General features: G+C 40.0%; 15 protein-coding genes. 3 read left to right on the top strand and 12 right to left on the bottom strand.

Going from position 1 to position 17,610, the window contains the following annotated elements; genetic code table 11:
* Positions 1-7: 7 nt before the first annotated feature.
* The 3 genes from FFU37_RS00905 to FFU37_RS00895 are packed head-to-tail and all read left to right on the top strand — an operon-like array spanning position 8 to position 4,714.
* Positions 8-841 (top strand): MBL fold metallo-hydrolase, encoded by an 834-nt coding sequence (locus FFU37_RS00905; RefSeq protein ID WP_138488464.1) that lies wholly within the window; start codon positions 8-10, stop codon positions 839-841.
* Between the two features lie 20 nt (positions 842-861).
* Positions 862-3,081, top strand: coding sequence for a CHASE2 domain-containing protein (locus FFU37_RS00900; protein WP_239022723.1), 2,220 nt, complete (start codon positions 862-864; stop codon positions 3,079-3,081).
* The gene (locus FFU37_RS00895) at positions 3,053-4,714 is read left to right on the top strand and encodes an HD-GYP domain-containing protein (protein ID WP_138488462.1); all 1,662 of its coding nucleotides are present in this window, start codon (positions 3,053-3,055) and stop codon (positions 4,712-4,714) included. The genes FFU37_RS00900 and FFU37_RS00895 overlap by 29 nt, the downstream gene beginning before the upstream one ends.
* Positions 4,715-5,004: 290 nt before the next feature.
* On the opposite strand, the gene FFU37_RS00890 is transcribed toward FFU37_RS00895, so the two are convergent.
* The 12 genes from FFU37_RS00890 to prlC form a co-directional block, all read right to left on the bottom strand.
* On the bottom strand, positions 5,005-6,432 hold the full coding sequence (locus tag FFU37_RS00890; RefSeq protein WP_138488461.1) for an NAD-dependent succinate-semialdehyde dehydrogenase: 1,428 nt from the start codon (positions 6,430-6,432) through the stop codon (positions 5,005-5,007).
* A gap of 497 nt (positions 6,433-6,929) precedes the next feature.
* On the bottom strand, positions 6,930-7,268 hold the full coding sequence (fdx, locus tag FFU37_RS00885; RefSeq protein ID WP_002958430.1) for an ISC system 2Fe-2S type ferredoxin: 339 nt from the start codon (positions 7,266-7,268) through the stop codon (positions 6,930-6,932).
* Between the two features lie 11 nt (positions 7,269-7,279).
* Positions 7,280-9,142: a Fe-S protein assembly chaperone HscA gene (gene hscA / locus FFU37_RS00880; protein ID WP_002958429.1), complete on the bottom strand. Its 1,863-nt coding sequence runs from the start codon at positions 9,140-9,142 to the stop codon at positions 7,280-7,282.
* 41 nt (positions 9,143-9,183) lie between these two features.
* The gene (gene hscB / locus FFU37_RS00875; RefSeq protein WP_002958428.1) at positions 9,184-9,711 is read right to left on the bottom strand and encodes a co-chaperone HscB; all 528 of its coding nucleotides are present in this window, start codon (positions 9,709-9,711) and stop codon (positions 9,184-9,186) included.
* An 82-nt stretch (positions 9,712-9,793) separates the two neighbouring features.
* A complete protein-coding gene (gene iscA, locus FFU37_RS00870; protein WP_002958427.1) occupies positions 9,794-10,117 on the bottom strand; it encodes an iron-sulfur cluster assembly protein IscA in 324 nt (107 codons plus the stop codon).
* Between the two features lie 12 nt (positions 10,118-10,129).
* The gene (gene iscU, locus FFU37_RS00865) at positions 10,130-10,513 is read right to left on the bottom strand and encodes a Fe-S cluster assembly scaffold IscU (protein ID WP_002958426.1); all 384 of its coding nucleotides are present in this window, start codon (positions 10,511-10,513) and stop codon (positions 10,130-10,132) included.
* Positions 10,514-10,554: 41 nt separating this feature from the next.
* Positions 10,555-11,772: an IscS subfamily cysteine desulfurase gene (locus FFU37_RS00860; RefSeq protein WP_002958425.1), complete on the bottom strand. Its 1,218-nt coding sequence runs from the start codon at positions 11,770-11,772 to the stop codon at positions 10,555-10,557.
* 24 nt (positions 11,773-11,796) lie between these two features.
* Entirely contained in the window at positions 11,797-12,288 is a 492-nt protein-coding gene (iscR, locus tag FFU37_RS00855) for a Fe-S cluster assembly transcriptional regulator IscR (protein ID WP_002958424.1), read from the bottom strand.
* Between the two features lie 237 nt (positions 12,289-12,525).
* A complete protein-coding gene (gene trmJ / locus FFU37_RS00850) occupies positions 12,526-13,251 on the bottom strand; it encodes a tRNA (cytosine(32)/uridine(32)-2'-O)-methyltransferase TrmJ (protein WP_002958423.1) in 726 nt (241 codons plus the stop codon).
* A gap of 157 nt (positions 13,252-13,408) precedes the next feature.
* Positions 13,409-14,164, bottom strand: coding sequence for a class I SAM-dependent methyltransferase (locus FFU37_RS00845; protein ID WP_138488460.1), 756 nt, complete (start codon positions 14,162-14,164; stop codon positions 13,409-13,411).
* A 57-nt stretch (positions 14,165-14,221) separates the two neighbouring features.
* A complete protein-coding gene (locus FFU37_RS00840) occupies positions 14,222-15,400 on the bottom strand; it encodes a response regulator transcription factor (protein WP_138488459.1) in 1,179 nt (392 codons plus the stop codon).
* Positions 15,401-15,539: 139 nt separating this feature from the next.
* Positions 15,540-17,579 carry an oligopeptidase A gene (gene prlC / locus FFU37_RS00835; RefSeq protein WP_138488458.1) on the bottom strand — a complete coding sequence of 680 codons (2,040 nt, stop codon included), beginning with the start codon at positions 17,577-17,579 and terminating at the stop codon, positions 15,540-15,542.
* Positions 17,580-17,610: the final 31 nt, after the last annotated feature.

Raw genomic sequence — 17,610 nt, 5'->3', positions numbered from 1 at the left:
TTAAATTATGAAAGTTGAATTTTTTGGTGTTAGAGGCTCGATGCCTTCAGCTGGAAGTAATACACACATTTTTGGGGGAAATACCTCATGTGTGTACATTGAACAAAACAACGGTAGAGATCTTATTTTAGACTCTGGTACCGGTATTGTAGAACTCGGTACACGTTTACTAGAAACACAAAGTCCTATCAATATTTTGCTAACGCACAATCATTGGGATCATATTCAAGGGTTTCCTTTTTTTAAACCTATTTACCAGCCCAACCGCAATATAACCATTGTAGCTGGCAACGTTGATGATAAAAAAAGCCAAGATGCCATATTAAAGCAAATGAGTGGTTCGTACTTTCCTGTGTGTTATCAGGATTTACCTGCCAATATTACGCTTAATACTGATTTATCGTCTCAAAAGCAATTTACACTTAACGGTTTTTTGGTTTCTACTGCTCCACTGAATCACCCTGGTGGCGGTACTGCTTATTGCATTAAAGCAGATGAAAAAAAGATAGCCTACGTTACCGACAATGAGCTAAACCCACCAGACAAGCTAAACACAAGTATTTGCGAATGGAGTAATTTTATTGAAGGCGCTGATTTACTAATTCACGATGCTCAATTTATAGATGCAGACTTGCCTCTTAAGCATGGTTGGGGTCATAGCACCATAGATCAGGTTGCTGAGCTTGCTATAAAAGCGAGTATTAAAAATGTGATTATTATTAGCCACGATCTATCAAGAACCGATGAACAGTTAGTCGCTATAGAAAAGTATTTACACACGCAGTACGCTCAACAGGTAAAAATAGAATGCGGCCGAGAAGGACGAGTTTTTGATTTTTAGTCTATCAAGGAGCGTTACTCATTAGCTTCTTAAAACTCATTACCTCAAAGCACTTTTTTATTGGCGCTGTTATTACATTATTAATCGCATCAATAGAGTTATTTTCAACTGGGTCGCTTGCAAAGTTAGTTAACCGTGTAGAAGGTATAATATACGACTCTCGGTTATTACTGACGCTTTCAGAGACGCCTAGGCGTATTGATGAAACCGTTGTAATAATTGATATCGATGAAAAGAGCATGCAAGAACAAGGACGCTTTCCTTGGAGTCGCTCAAAATTAGCAGACCTTGTTACAAAGCTTAGTGATGCAGGTGTTATTGTTATTGCATTCGATATATTTTTTTCTGAACAGGAAGAAAACCCTGTTACAAAAATTATGTCTGAAATTCCTGATTTATCAAAAAAGTACACCATCCCCTTTGCTGAAATTACGAAACAAGTCGATGCAGACACAAAACTAGCAAGCGCATTATCTAAAAATGATACTGTTCTTGGTTTTTTACTAATTGATGAACAACTGACTAATCAAAACTTGCCAGCTAAAAACAGTGTTGTATGGGCAAGCGAAGAGCACACTAATTCACAAATAAACCAGTTTCCTGGTGCTATTGTAAATATTCCACAGTTACAAAATGCTGCAACGGGCACCGGCTTTATTAATGCACATATTGACGAAGATGGCTTTATACGTAAAGCAGCTCTTATAAATCGAGTTGGCGATAAGCTTTATCCTTCTTTAGCACTTGAAGTTGCTCGACTTTATACCCTTGCTGAAAACATAGAAACCCGTTCCAATAGGTTAGATGGTATAACCTTATTCGAAGGTATAAAGTTTCAAGATAAGTGGATTCAAACTGATGAGTATGGGCAAATATTAATTCCTTACAAAGGGCGTGCACATAGCTTCCCCTATTATTCGGCTACCGATATTTTGACCAAAAAAATTGGTTTAGAGGAATTAGAAGGCACTGTAGCCTTTATTGGTACCTCCGCCGTAGGGCTTGCTGATTTAAGATCAACACCTGTTGGTTTGCAGTACCCCGGTGTGGAGGTTCATGCCAATATATTTGAAGGGTTAATGCACCCAGAGCTACTTCCCTCTAAACCTAATTGGTCACAGGGAGCAAGCTTACTCATCATTGCATTAACGGGTTGCGTACTGTCGTTTTTTAGCCACGCTAAGAGCGCACGCTTTATTATTGTTTTGTCTCTTACAGTCACAAGTGTCGTTATATTTTTAAACGTTTATTTATGGTCAGTACAAAAAATTAGTTTACCTTTATTAATGCCTCTTTTACTCATCATTATATTAGCCGGCTATTACATCATTGTAGGCTCTATCGCTGAAATGAAACACAGCCGAAAAATAAAATCTATGTTTGACCAATATGTTCCTCCTGAGCGTATAAACCAAATGATACTTCAAGGTAAAAGTTTATCTCAAAAAAGTGAGCGAAAAAATATGACGGTGTTGTTTGCCGACATTCGTAGTTTCACTTCACTATCAGAAAGTATGACCCCTCATCAGTTAAGTGAATATTTAAACGAATATCTTACGGCTATTACCAAAATCATATTTGATCATCACGGAACTATTGATAAGTACGTAGGCGATATGGTGATGGCATTTTGGAATGCTCCACTAAAAGATGAAAACCACGCTCGTCATGGTGTTGAAGCCGCAATGTCTATGATCAACGGGTTAACGCAAATAAATCAGTTATTTGCAGAAAACAACCAGCCTGCCATAAAAATAGGTATCGGTTTAAGTACTGGCGACATGAATGTAGGTGATATGGGTTCGGTTTACCGTAAAGCCTATACAGTTCTTGGTGATGCTGTTAATTTAGGTGCTAGAGTAGAAAGCTTGACCAAATTTTATGGCGTAGCTATTCTTGTTACAGAAGAAACGATGAAGGAATGCCCTAATATTTCATTTCGTTTAATAGATAAAGTGCAAGTTGTTGGTAAAACAACCGCTGTACAGTTGTTTGAACCTATAAACTTTACAGATAAGCTCAATGAAGAGCAGTTAAATGAAGTTAAAAAGTCGCAGCAGGCCATGACGCTTTTTTATAATAAAAACTGGCCACAAGCACTTAGCTTATTTAAAGAACTACACAGTACAACCGTATTTAGCCCCAACATTTATGCCATTTTTATTGAACGTATTAAGGGCTCTGATTTGCAAACACTAGCTAAGGATTGGAATGGTGCCTTCAAACATACTCAAAAGTAGTAAACATATGCGACAGCACATTAAAGACAAAACAAATCTTCAACACTTTATCGATATTAGCATTAGACTAACAACCGAAAAAAACTCGTCTAAGTTACTTGATGAAATACTGCAAGTTGTAATGTCGATAGCAAATTCTGATGCTGGCAGCATTTACTCTATTACCTCAAAAAAACAACTAAAGTTTGAAACAGTAATAAACAAATCATTGAATCTTTATTTAGGCGGCACATTAGGTGGTCCTGTTGATTTTCCTAATATAGATCTTTTTATTGATGGCAAACCAAATGACACCGCTATTGTTGCGCATTCTGTTAATACAGGGGAAGTAATAAATATTCCTGACGTGTATGATGCCTTGCCTTTTGATATGAGCGCTGCACGCAAAATGGATGCTCGCACGGGTTATCGTTCTGAGTCCATGCTAACAATTCCTTTAAAAGATCATGAAGATGACATTATTGGTGTAATCCAGCTTATAAATGTAAAAGATGCGCAAAATAAAAACATTCCTTTTAGTGAAGAGCTCGTCACTCTAATTCGATCTTTTGCCTCTTTAGGCGCTATTTCACTAACTAACTCTACTTTAGTTAAAGATATGGAAGTGCTTTTTTCAACGTTTGCCGAAGCTATCGCAATGGCAATAGATGAAAAGTCTCCTCACACGGGCGGCCACTGTAAGCGGGTACCAGCACTGACGTTAATGCTTGCTGATGCAGTGCATAAAATAGATAAAGGTCCACTAGCAGATTTTATAATGAGCCCAGAGGATCGCCATGAACTAAGTGTTGCGGGGTGGCTACATGACTGTGGGAAAATTGCTACTCCTGATCATATTATGGAAAAGTCGACCAAGTTAGAGACTATTTTCGATCGCATAGAGTTTATTGATGCTAAGTTTGAAATAATTAGTCGAGATTTAGAACTCTCTTATCAGCAGCAAATTGTTTCAGCAATAAAACAGAACAAGTCGGTTGAGGTTTTACAATTTGAACGATTGCTTGAAACTGAGCTTAAACAACTAGCACTCGACCGTGCATTATTACAGCGGGTAAATATTGGCGGTGAGTTTTTGGGCGAAGAAGAACAAGCCCATATACTGAGAATATCAAAACAGTATTCGCTTAAAATAAACGGCGAAGAAACATCTCTACTGACTGATGATGAAGTAGAAAACCTCATGATACGACGCGGCACACTTACCCAAGGTGAGCGCGAAATCATGAAACGCCATATGGATATAACTAAAAATATATTAGATATTTTGCCGTTCCCTAAACATCTTAGTAATGTAGCTGAATATGCATTAGGTCATCATGAAAAACTTGACGGTACTGGTTACCCAAGAGGTTTAACCAAAGAACAAATGTCGGTGCCTGCAAGGTTAATGGCTATTACGGATATTTTTGAAGCACTCTCTGCCGTAGACAGGCCCTATAAAAAAGCAAAACCGGTAAGTGAATGTTTGAATATTCTAGGGAACATGGTTAGTAATAATCACCTTGATCCTGATATTTTTGCTATTTTTATTGAGTCAGAAGTCTATAAAAATTATATCAACGAATATGCTAACCCAGAGCAGCTAGATGAGGTAGATTTTGATAACTTACCTGGTTATACACCTATAAGTTAGCACTTATAAAGTAATATCTTTATTCAAAATGTGCTTATTACAGTCTATGACTATTCAAACAAAAAAATGCCACCTGACGGTGGCATTTACACACGGGGTTATTTCTACTTATAGAAATACTTTTACTTTTTATTTGTTTTTTTGTATTGTTTTATTAACAAAAAATATGTGCCCAAAGGTAGCATTTAGTGCTTTGTGTAGCAACAGTAAAAGATAAAGTTCATATATCTGCCATATTAACGTCATAAAAAAAGCGCGAAGTAAATTCGCGCTCATAAACTTAACGGGCGTTATATTTTAATACACACGTACTTTTCTTCTAAGTACTCATCAAGCCCTTGATGACCGCCTTCTCGGCCTAAACCAGATTGCTTAACACCACCAAATGGCGCTACTGGGTTTGATATTACACCTTCATTTACACCTACCATACCAAATTCAAGCCCTTCACTAACTCGGTAGACTTGCTTAATGTTTTGGCTGTAAAAATAAGCTGCTAAACCAAATGGTACATCGTTGGCAAGCGCAAGCACTTCACTTTCTTCATCAAAAGGAATAACCGTTAACACTGGGCCAAATACCTCTTCGTGGTAAATATCCATCTCTGTAGTGACGTTGTTTACTATTAATGGGTTTTGAAAGCTGCCACCTAAGTCACTATTATCACCAATCAGCGTCGCGCCTTTATCGAGTGCGTCTTGTACTAACTGTTGCACTTTCTCTTTGGCTTTAGGGTAAATGAGTGGACCAATATCAACCCCGTCTTCAAAACCATTTGCTACTTTTAACGCTGCAACCTTAGGCGTGATTTTTGAAAGTACTTTGTCGAGAATATTACGCTGTATAAAAATACGGTTTGCAGCAACACACGCCTGCCCACTGTTTCTAAATTTAGCCGCCATTAGCCCTTCAATAGCTTCATCTAAGTCGGCATTATCAAAAATAATAAAAGGTGCATTACCGCCAAGCTCCATCGAGGTGCGTTTAATTGTGTCTGCACATTGCGATAGCAACTGCTTACCTACACCGGTAGAACCGGTAAATGTAAACTTACGCACGACTTCTGAGTCAGTCAGCATTTTACCTACTGTTTTGGCATCTTGAGAAACCAGTACATTAAATGCACCTTTAACAAAACCAGCTTGATCAGCTAAGTAAGCAAGTGCTATCGCACAAAGTGGTGTGTGCTCAGAAGGTTTTAATATAAAGCTACAGCCCGCAGCGTAAGCTGGCGCTACTTTACGAGTAACCATAGCAATAGGGAAGTTCCACGGCGTTATACCAGCTACAACACCTACAGGCTGCTTAAAGCTAGTTAAACGATGCGAGTCATCTGTTGGCGGAATTACATCTCCGTAACTACGTTTGGCTTCTTCTGCAAACCATTTGATAAAACCTGCACCGTAATCAATCTCACCAAGGGATTCTTTGAGTGGTTTGCCTTGCTCTTTAGTCATCAGCTCTGCAAGTGTTTGCTTGTGCTTTATTACTAGCTCATACCAGCGCATCAAGGTTTCGCTTCGCTCAGTGGCATTTGTCGTTTTTGACTTAACAAAAGCCCCTTGAGCTGCGGTTATTGCGCTATTTACACCCTGCTCGTCAATATCGCTTACTTCAACAATACTTTTTTCGGTAGCGGGATCGTTAACGCTAAAGCGCGTATCAGTTTTATAAAATTCGCCGTTAATAAATGAGTCTGAGAAAGTTAAATTATTCAAAATAGATCTCCTAAAGGCTACGTATAAAAATTACAGGTACGTGTTAATTTAGTAACAAGCGAGGTATAAAACCTCACCTACATCAATACATACACCAAACTTGTAGGTGCGAATTTATTTCGCGCTTATGCAACATGGCGAGGTATAAAACCTCACCTACATCAACACATACACCAAACTTGTAGGTGCGAATTTATTTCGCGCTTATGCAACATAGCGAGGTATAAAACCTCACCTACATCAATACATACGCCAAACTTGTAGGTGCGAATTTATTTCGCGCTTATGCAACATAGCGAGGTATAAAACCTCACCTACATCAACACATACACCAAACTTGTAGGTGCGAATTCACTTCGCGCTCATGTAATTTGGTTTTAATGCAGCTTTAATGCAAAACAAAGCGAGATATAAAGCCTCACTTACAAAAATGAACGCATACAAACAAAAAAGCCGCTGTATCAAACAGCGGCTTTTAATATATACATCGTTAAAAACTAGTGCTCTTCATTAACGATATTGAGATTGTACTTAGGTATTTCAACCACTAGGTCTTCATCTCTTATAATTGCTTGGCAACCAAGGCGTGACTCAGGCTCTAAGCCCCATGCTTTATCTAGCATGTCGTCTTCTAGCTCATCACTTTCTTCAAGTGAGTCAAATCCTTCACGTATCACTAAGTGACACGTAGTACATGCACACGATTTTTCACAAGCATGCGCAATGCTAATACCATTTTTAAGCGCAGCGTCGAGTACCGTTTGGCCTGTAGGAGCTTCAATTGCAGCGCCGTCAGGACATAATTCAGGATGTGGAAGAAAAACAATTTGTGGCATTCTAATCTCTCTTAAATGTTGTCTACTGACTGCCCTGTAAGGGCCTTTTTAATTGATGCATCCATTCTACGCGATGCAAAGTCGCTACTCGCATTATCGACTTTTTCGATAGCTGCTTTAATTTCACCAGGCTCTTGTGCATTTTCGCGCACTTTTACCAGTTCTGCAATTTCAGCGCGTAAGTTAGCTAGTTGCATATCGTCAAGTAATGCACCATCGGCTTCAAGTGATGCATTAAGCGCTTCTATAACACGCAACGCTTCTACTTGTTGCTCTTTAAGCATACGCGCTTGCATGTCGCCTTTAGCGTTGCTCATTGATTCTTTTAGCATGTTAGCTACTTGGTCATCAGATAAACCAAACGAAGGCTTAACTTGAATCTCAGCTTGTACACCTGTTGATTTTTCCATAGCTGAAACACTTAATAGGCCATCAGCATCAACTTTAAAGGTTACACGAATATGCGCAGCGCCTGCCGCCATAGGTGGAATACCTTTTAAGCTAAACTTAGCAAGCGATCGACAATCATCAACAAGCTCACGCTCACCTTGCAGCACATGTAATGACATGGCTGTTTGACCGTCTTTAAACGTTGTAAATTCTTGTGCGCGTGCTACCGGAATCGTTGTATTACGTGGAATGATTTTTTCAACCAAACCACCCATAGTTTCAAGCCCAAGCGATAACGGTAATACATCAAGCAATAACATGTCAGAATCGGGCTTATTGCCAATTAACACGTCGGCTTGAAGCGCGGCACCTAAGGCTACAACACGATCAGGATCGATTGAAGTTAGCGGCTCTTTATCAAAAAAGCTTTGTACTTGGCTACGTACCAATGGCATACGGGTTGAACCGCCTACCATAATAACTTGCAGCACTTCTTCATTTTCAATGCCAGCATCTTTTACAGCACGACGACACGAGCGCAGCGTTTTTTTAATTAGTGGCATAGCCATTTCATCAAACGTTTCGCGCGTTACTTCAACGGTGTATTTTTGATCGTCAAACTCAAGGCCCACGTTTACTTTAGCGTATTGGCTTAATGCTTCTTTACACGCTTTTGCTTTATTGATGAATAAACGTAAAACTGAAGGTGATAATGCTGACACACCTGTTTGCTGCTTAAAGTAATCAACAAGGAGCGAATCAAAGTCATCGCCGCCGAGGCTAGAGTCGCCACCGGTTGCCATTACTTCAAACACACCTTGGTGTAATCTAAGTACTGATATATCAAACGTACCACCACCTAAATCGTAAACAGCAATAATACCTTCTTGACCTGAATCTAAACCATAAGCAACCGCTGCTGCTGTTGGCTCATTTAATAAACGTAGTACGTTAATACCAGCAAGCTCTGCGGCATCTTTAGTACTTTGGCGCTGCGCGTCATCAAAGTACGCTGGTACTGTAATTACAGCCCCTAAAATCTCTTGGTTGCCAAAACTTTGCTCAGCTCGTGCTTTTAATGCAGCTAAAATATGGCTTGATGCTTTAATTGGACTAATTTTACCTGCCGCAGTTTCTATTGCTAGCGCACCATTGTGCTCACAAAATTCATACGGTAGTTGGCCATAACTTTGCTCTATTTCAGCCTGAGTTTTACCTAAAAAACGCTTAACCGAAATAAGTGTGTTAGCAGGGTCTTGCGTTGCTGCTTGTGCAGCTTCTGCGCCAACAGTAATACCGCCTGCTTGATAACGAACAACCGACGGTAACATAGCCGCGCCAAGATCATCAGTTAACGTGCGGGCTTCGCCACTTTGCACTGTTGCAACTAATGAATTAGTTGTACCAAGGTCAATACCAATCGCTAGTTTATGTTCGTGTGGTGCCGCGCTTTGCCCCGGCTCAGCAATTTGCAATAATGCCATAATGCTCTTTAAACTCGTGTTGCTCGCTTTGCAGCAAGTAATTAATCGTCAAATAAACTGTCTTCGATACGCTCTAGTTCTTCACGTAACTTATAAACAAACTTCAGTTTACGAATATTATCTGCGGCAAGTTGATATTGCTGCTCATCGTTACTTGCTAATTGCTCAGCAAGTTGTGCACTGTATTGCGCGTTTAATTGCTTAATTTGTTTTTCAAAATTTGCAATGGCGGTATCAGGATCGCTAGCTGATGTTAGCTCTTCAAGTTCTTCGCGAAGTTCCATTTGCTGCATTAAAAACATTGGATCTTGCAAGGTTTGCTGCTCTGCACGAATATCAACACCTAGCTCGCTCAACATATATTCGGCACGTTTTACTGGGTGCTTTAACGTTTGTAGCGCATCGTTAATTTCGGCGGTGCTTTGCACAGCCATTAACTTATCGCGGCTGCTCGCATTCGCGTGGCGATCGGGATGTACAGTACGCTGTAATTCCAAGTAGTGCTTGTTAACCGTTGCTAAATCAATATTGTAATCAACGGGGACTGCAAATAATTCAAAGTAACGCATAACTTCAACCAATAATATTCAGAAATAACAAAGCCCTACATTAACTGGCAGGGCTTATTTATACTACAAAGATATTTAAAGCTTAAACGGTAAAGCTTTCGCCACAACCACACTCATCAGCTTGATTCGGATTATTAAATTTAAACCCTTCATTTAAGCCTTCTTTAGTGTAGTCGAGCTCTGTGCCGTCAATGTAAACTAAGCTTTTAGCGTCAACAATTAATGTAACACCTTTAGCCGCAAAAGTTTCATCGTCTTCGTTTAAATCGTCAACAAACTCAAGTACATAAGCAAGACCTGAACAGCCCGTCGTTTTAATGCCAACGCGCAGGCCTAAACCTTTACCGCGGTTTGCTAAAAATGATTGTACGCGATTTGCTGCCGCATCTGTCAATGTCACTGCCATGAGTTTCTCTTCTTACTTCGCTTGTTTGCTTTTGTAGTCTGCAATTGCTGCTTGAATTGCGTCTTCGGCTAAAATTGAACAGTGAATTTTCACTGGTGGCAACTCAAGCTCTGCACTGATATCAGTGTTTTTAATTGTCGCTGCTTCGTCTAGCGTTTTGCCTTTAACCCACTCTGTTACAAGTGAAGAAGAAGCAATTGCGCTACCACAACCGTAGGTTTTGAATTTTGCATCTTCAATAACGCCAGTGGCAGATACTTTAATTTGCAGTTTCATTACGTCACCACATGCTGGTGCGCCTACCATACCCGTTGCCACTGACGGATCGTTCTTATCTAGAGTACCTACGTTACGTGGGTTTTCTACGTGGTCGATTACTTTATCACTATAAGCCATTATTCTATCCTCATTACCTGCTAGGGTATGTGCTCACACTATTAGTGGTGAGCCCATTCAACTGAATCTAAATCAATACCTTCTTGATGCATCTCCCAAAGTGGAGACATCTCACGTAGGCGACCGATAGAGTTTTTCATTAATTCGACGGTGTAATCAATCTCTTCTTCGGTAGTAAAGCGACCAATACTAAAACGAATTGAGCTATGTGCTAATTCGTCGTTACGGCCAAGTGCACGTAATACATAAGAAGGCTCTAAGCTTGCAGATGTACAGGCTGAACCTGACGATACTGCAATGTCTTTTACTGCCATAAGTAACGACTCACCTTCAACAAAGTTAAAGCTGATATTTACAATACCCGGTACTGATTGGTCTTGTGTGCCGTTAAAGTATACTTCGTCCATATCAGCCATAATGCCGTCGATTAAACGATTACGTAAGGCGCTGATGTGTGCGTGATCTTTTTCGAAATCTTGCTTAGCAATTTTAAACGCAGTACCCATACCCACTAATTGGTGAGTTGCTAGTGTACCAGAGCGCATACCGCGTTCATGTCCGCCACCGTGCATTTGCGCTTCAAGGCGAGCACGTGGTTTACGACGAACGTAAAGTGCACCAACACCTTTAGGGCCATACACTTTATGTGCAGAGAACGACATAAAATCAACTTTAAGCTGTTGCACGTCGATTAATACTTTGCCCGCGCTTTGCGCTGCATCTACGTGGAACATAATTTTACGTTCGCGACACATTTCGCCAATAGTCGCGATATCTTGAATCACACCTAGCTCGTTATTAACGTGCATGATGCTTACAAGTACTGTGTCGTCACGCATTGTGTCGGCAAGTTTTTGTAAATCAAGTAGGCCGTTTTCTTCAACGTCCATATAAGTTACTTCAAAACCTTGGCGCTCAAGCTCACGACATGTGTCGATTACAGCTTTATGCTCAGTTTTAGCGGTAATAACGTGCTTACCTTTTTTCTTGTAAAACTGTGCTGCACCTTTAATAGCAAGGTTATTTGATTCTGTTGCACCCGATGTGAAAACAATTTCACGTGGGTCTGCATTAATTAAATCAGCAATATCTGTACGCGCTTGGTCAACAGCTTCTTCTGCTTGCCAACCAAAACGGTGTGAGCGTGACGCAGGATTACCAAACTTACCGTCCATTGTCAGGCACTGCATCATTTCTTTAGCAACACGTTCATCAACAGGCGTGGTCGCTGCGTAATCTAAATAAATCGGTAACTTCATTTCTCTCTCCGCTGCAGGTCAACCTTAAAGTTGACAGCTTACTTGAATGTTTTCCAACTGCTTAATTGCATTATTGATACTGTTATCTTGGCGCGATGCTATTTCTTTCACATCTGATTTTTCCACCAATTCAGCAAGGGTAATATTATTCAAAAATTCTTCTATGCGTGCGCTTAAGTCTGACCACAAATTATGTGTTAAACAACGCATACCACTCTGACAGCCGGTATCGGCACCTTGGCAACGTGTTGCATCGACCGATTCGTCTACGGCGCTAATAATATCGCCAACAGAGATAACGCCCGCTTCACGCCCTAGTAAATAACCACCACCAGGTCCACGAACAGAACTTACTAGGCCATTTTTACGTAAACGAGCAAATAATTGTTCAAGGTAAGACAAAGAAATTTCTTGTCTTTGTGAAATATCAGCAAGGGCTACAGGACCTACACCTGTGTGTAGTGCAACATCCAGCATAGCTGTAACGGCATATCTGCCTTTTGATGTTAACTTCATAACGCCCCCTGCACAAAAGAGTGCAAATTTTAATTACCAGAGTAAATTAGTCAAGTATTATCACTTGATAAAAATTTGATTTATAAACTCTTACTTTTTAAATTGTAGAGTTAACAAACTTTCAATACTTGACCTCTTTGGTCAAGTATTACAGCCATTGTAATTACCTGAGTATTTTAGTCAAGTATTAGCTAGTTATTTACCCATTGGTTTTTATAACTAATAGCTATACCTAAGTTACTTAGGGATAGACTTATTAATTGAGGTGAGAATACCGCGTAAAATATTCATTTCGGCATCTTCAGGGTGAGCACGGTTAAATAAACGACGTAATTTAGTCATAACTAAACCAGGGTGCTGTTTGATAATAAAGCCGGTTTTGAAAAGCGTCTCTTCAAGGTGCTCATAAAACAGTTCTGTTTGTTTTGAGCTTGGGTAAACAGCATCGTCTTCTTCAACCTTTTTAGGTTGTTGATTTAAAAACGCCATGCGTGTTTCGTAACTAAGTGTTTGTACGGCCATAGCTAAATTAAGCGAGCTGTACTCTGGATTAGCAGGAATACATACGTGGTAATTACAAAGCTGTAATTCTTCATTAGTTAAGCCGCTGTTTTCACGACCAAATACTAGCGCTACAGGACCATTTACAGCTTCAGCAACGAGTTTTTCACCACATTCACGTGGTTCAACCATTGGCCACGAAAGCGTACGAGAACGCGCACTTGTGCCAATTGTTAATGTACAGTCAGCGATAGCTTCTTCAACAGTACCTACAATAACTGCATTGCCTAAAACATCAGTTGCGCCTGCAGCTAAAGCACTTGCTTGGCTGTCTATTTCACAAGCAGGATCAACTAAATAAAGTTTTGATAAACCCATGGTTTTCATGGCGCGAGCCGCCGAACCAATATTGCCCGAATGTGACGTGTTAACTAAAACAATGCGAATATCATCTAAGATCATTACTGTGCTACTTTGCTATGCCAAAAAATTGCGCAAATTCTAACATGAAAATGTAATAAGATCCTAGATTCAAAAGGCTAGATCCTAAGATCCAAGCCAATATAACGATTCTTACATAGATAAATTCTAGGGATAAACCACCAATTTGTTTTGATGTTTAAATCATTGCCGCTTTTACATAAACATCAAAACGGTTCTTTTTGGTTTTGATCTGCATACTTGGGGTTTTTTCGTTTAAGAATGGGGCGTAATCGGGGCGTTTTACAACGACACGCTTACTGGCAAGTGGATAAGCAAAATCAAGTAGGTCGTCTGCGTCGTTGTCTGCACCAACTAGCTCTTGAAATACGCGCATTTCTTTTTTAACTAATGCTGATTTTTCGCGATGCGGAAACATAGGATCTAAATAAACAACATCGGGCATGCTTTCGCACTGAGAGAGCAAGGTATGGCTTGAGCCAAATATTAGGCTCATGTTTTCTTTCATCCACACACCAATTTCAATATCGCTATAGGCTCGCTTTAACCCATCGTATAAAAGGGCTGCAACAACCGGATGACGTTCATGTAATATAACTTTGCACCCTAGCGAGGCAAGTACAAAGCCGTCTCGCCCAAGGCCTGCGGTAGCATCAAGTACAACAGGCGTTGCACCTTTATTTAAACCAACTGCTTTGGCAATTGCTTGCCCTTTACCACCGCCAAACTTACGCCTATGGGCAGCAGCACCGGTTACAAAATCAACATTAATTGCACCTAGTTTAGGCTCATCGGTTTTAAATAGGCTTAACCCTTTATCGTCGTAATGTAAGCTAAAGCCACTGCAATTTTGCGCCCATTGGGCTAAACCAAAGCGTGTTTCTAATTCATTTAAATAAGGACGTAACTCTTTAAAAGCACACTGAATAACCACAATAAACTCCGACGATAAAATACGCCTGTAGTATATCAACCGCTTTACTTTAAAGCACTAAAATAGCTCTATATCACTGTGATGATTAGTATTGACCTTTGCGGCTTCCGCTTTAGTGCGTAAATTAGATATAAGCTCATTGCGGCTTTCGGCAACTTGTTTAAGCTGATATTTGATAAAAGCTAAATCACTATTAGCCGATACAAATAACTGCATTGTTTGATCTAATTGAGATATATATAAGGTGAGATCGGCAGGGTTTGCTTGTGTTTGTTGTAGCTTAATGGCGCAGTCAAGCTCATGTAGCTGCTCTATAAACACTTTAGTACTTTTGTTTTGCTCTATATTTTGAGTAGTTAACTGCTTAACAATATCTTGAAGGGCTGTACTTATTTGAGCTGCCTGCTCATAACTGCTTTCGCTTCTTTCCATGGTAATAACCTTCTCGTTGGTTACTTCTAATATATGCGGGAACAGATCTTTATAGCGCCCGTACAAAGCATCGTTATCAACTGGCATATTTTTTATCAAAAGGGATACTTTGGGGTAATTAATTATAGTACTACTACCAATATCAACAAATCGTTGAGCTTGTCTGTGTTGCTCCAGCAGCTCTTGCTCTAACGGGCAAACACCGCTTTGCTGGCTATAAAAAACACCTGTTCCTTGATACCAAAACACAACCACAACATCTAAATTTAAAGGAGCAAAAAAGGTAAAAAAGTGTTCACTCAACGATTGAAAGTTATTAGCGTGATAGCTTTGTCCAACGTAGCGCATTATACGCCCCATATCGCCCGACTCTGTCATCGCTATTTCCGCTGTTTTATTCGCTTTTGCTATATCCAGTTTTAGCTTTGCACATTGCTGTCGATATTCGTAAAGCACTTTTATACGCGCTATTAACTCTTCTGCGTTAAAGGGTTTAGTAATGTAATCAGATGCGCCAACACTATAACCTTTTACCCGATCGCTTAACTCTATTTTAGATGAGAGAAACATAACGGGAATATCTTGAGTGCTTTCACTGTGCTTTATCGCTTTACATACGTCATAGCCTGACATACCTGGCATTTCAATATCGAGTAAAATAATATCAGGGTTATATTTATTGGTTAGCCTTAATCCTTCATCGCCATCTTTTGCATGAATTATTTTACAAAACCCTGCTAAAGACTCTTCAATTATATGATGAACATATTTGTCGTCATCAATTGCTAATACCAACTTTGCCATGCCTTAATCCATTTTAATAGGTGTGCTAAAAGCATAGTACGACAGGATGAAATTACTAAAAATTATTAGATAATAATTTACAAATAATAAAAAAGCGCCATTTAGGCGCTTTATTTTGGTTTGTGCTAAATATTAGTTTTTAAGCTGCAATACCGCTGTGGCGTAGTAACGCGTCAACATTAGGCTCACGACCACGGAACTTTTTAAATAATTCCATTGGCTCTTCACTGCCGCCTTTTTCTAAAATATTTTGCATGAAGGCTTGACCGGTTTGCGGGTTAAAAATACCTTCTTCTTCAAATTTAGAATAAGCATCAGCAGAGAGTACTTCAGCCCATTTATATGAGTAATAACCAGCGCTGTAACCGCCTGCAAAAATGTGGCTAAAGCCATGCTGAAAACGATTAAACTCAGGAGGCTTTACGACCGAAGTACGGCTGCGTACGTCATCAAGTACAGCTTGAATTTGACACTCTTCACCCGCTTTATAATCATTGTGGATTTTAAAGTCGAATAACGAGAACTCAATTTGACGCAGCATTTGCATGCCTGAGTTGTAGTTTTTAGCCGCTAGTAGCTTATCAAGTAGCTCTTTAGGTAACGGCTCGCCCGTTTCATAATGACCTGAAATAAAGCTCAATGCTTCTTCTTCATAACACCAGTTTTCTAAAAACTGACTAGGAAGCTCTACCGCATCCCACGCCACACCATTAATACCCGCAACAGGGGCAGCATCAACTTGTGTAAGCATGTGGTGAATACCATGACCAAACTCGTGGAATAAGGTTGTCACTTCGTCATGAGTAAACAATGCAGGTTTATCGCCAACCGCTTTATTAAAATTACACACTAAATAAGCCACTGGAGTTTGTAGTTCGCCGTTAGCACGTACTTTACGACCCATACAGTCGTCCATCCACGCACCACCGCGTTTACGGTCGCGTGCATATAAATCGAGATAAAAACGTCCGCGTAGAGTATTGCTGCTATCTACAATTTCAAAAAAACGTACGTCTTTGTGGTAAGTATCAAAATCAGTAACTTCTTTTACATTGATACCAAATAAGCGGTTAACGGTTTCGAATAAGCCACTTAATACTTTATTTGCTGGGAAGTAAGGACGCAATACTTCATCTGAAATAGCATACTTTTCTTGCTTAAGTTTTTCGCTGTAGTAACCAAAATCCCATGCCTGTAATTCAGAAATACCATGTTTTTGCTCAGCATAGGCTTTTAACTCTGCCACTTCTTGTTCTGCTTGTGGTTTTGATTTAGCCGCTAGGTCTTCTAAAAACGAGAATACTTGCGCCGGTGTTTCGGCCATTTTAGTTGCCAATGACTTTTCAGCGTAGCTGTTGAATCCTAGTAACTGTGCAAGTTCATGGCGAAGCGCAAGCTCCTCACTCATAATCTCTGAGTTATCAAATTCACCGGCATTAGGGCCTTGATCTGATGCGCGCGTAGAAAACGCGGTGTAAGTTTCTCTGCGGAGTTCGCGGTTATCTGCATAAGTCATAATTGGTAAATACGACGGGAAATCAAGGGTAAATACCCAACCGTCTAACTCTTTACTTTTAGCTGTGTCAGCTGCAAGCGCTAAAGCAGATTCTGGCAAGCCAGCTAAGTCGCTTTCATCAGTAATATGTTTGTGCCAAGCAAGTGTGGCATCCATTACGTTGTTGCCAAATTTTGAGGCAAGTTCTGATAAACGCGCGCTAATTTCGCCGTAGCGTTTTTGCTGCTTCGGCGCTAATGCAATACCCGATAATTTAAAATCACGAAGCGCATTAGTAATTGCTTTTTGCTGTGCTGTAGTCAGCGTTTTAAATTCGTCGCTGTTATAAAGCGTATTATACGCGTTGTATAAACCTTGATGCTGACCTACAAATGTTGAATATTCAGATATTAACGGTAAGCACTGCTCGTAAGCTTCACGTAATTCGTCGTTATTCATTACTGAATTTAAATGCGATACAGGGGAGAACATGCGCGATAATTTATCGTCCGCTTCTTCAAGGGGTAATACTAAGTCATCCCACGTGTACGAGCCTTTCGCTAGCACGTCATCAATGGCTTTACGACAAAGCTCAATACCGTCTTTTAGTGCTGGTACTACGTACTCAGGCTTTATTTTTGAAAATGGTGGTAAGCCTTCAAGGCCAATTAGTGGGTTGCTCATAAATACTCTCTTTGCGTTAATGCATTACGTT

Origin of the sequence: Pseudoalteromonas distincta, from assembly GCF_005877035.1 — a bacterium.
Taxonomy (GTDB): Bacteria; Pseudomonadota; Gammaproteobacteria; order Enterobacterales; family Alteromonadaceae; genus Pseudoalteromonas; species Pseudoalteromonas distincta.
The sequence above is the reverse complement of the archived record's forward strand: the minus strand, read 5'-3'. Positions and strand labels throughout refer to the sequence as shown.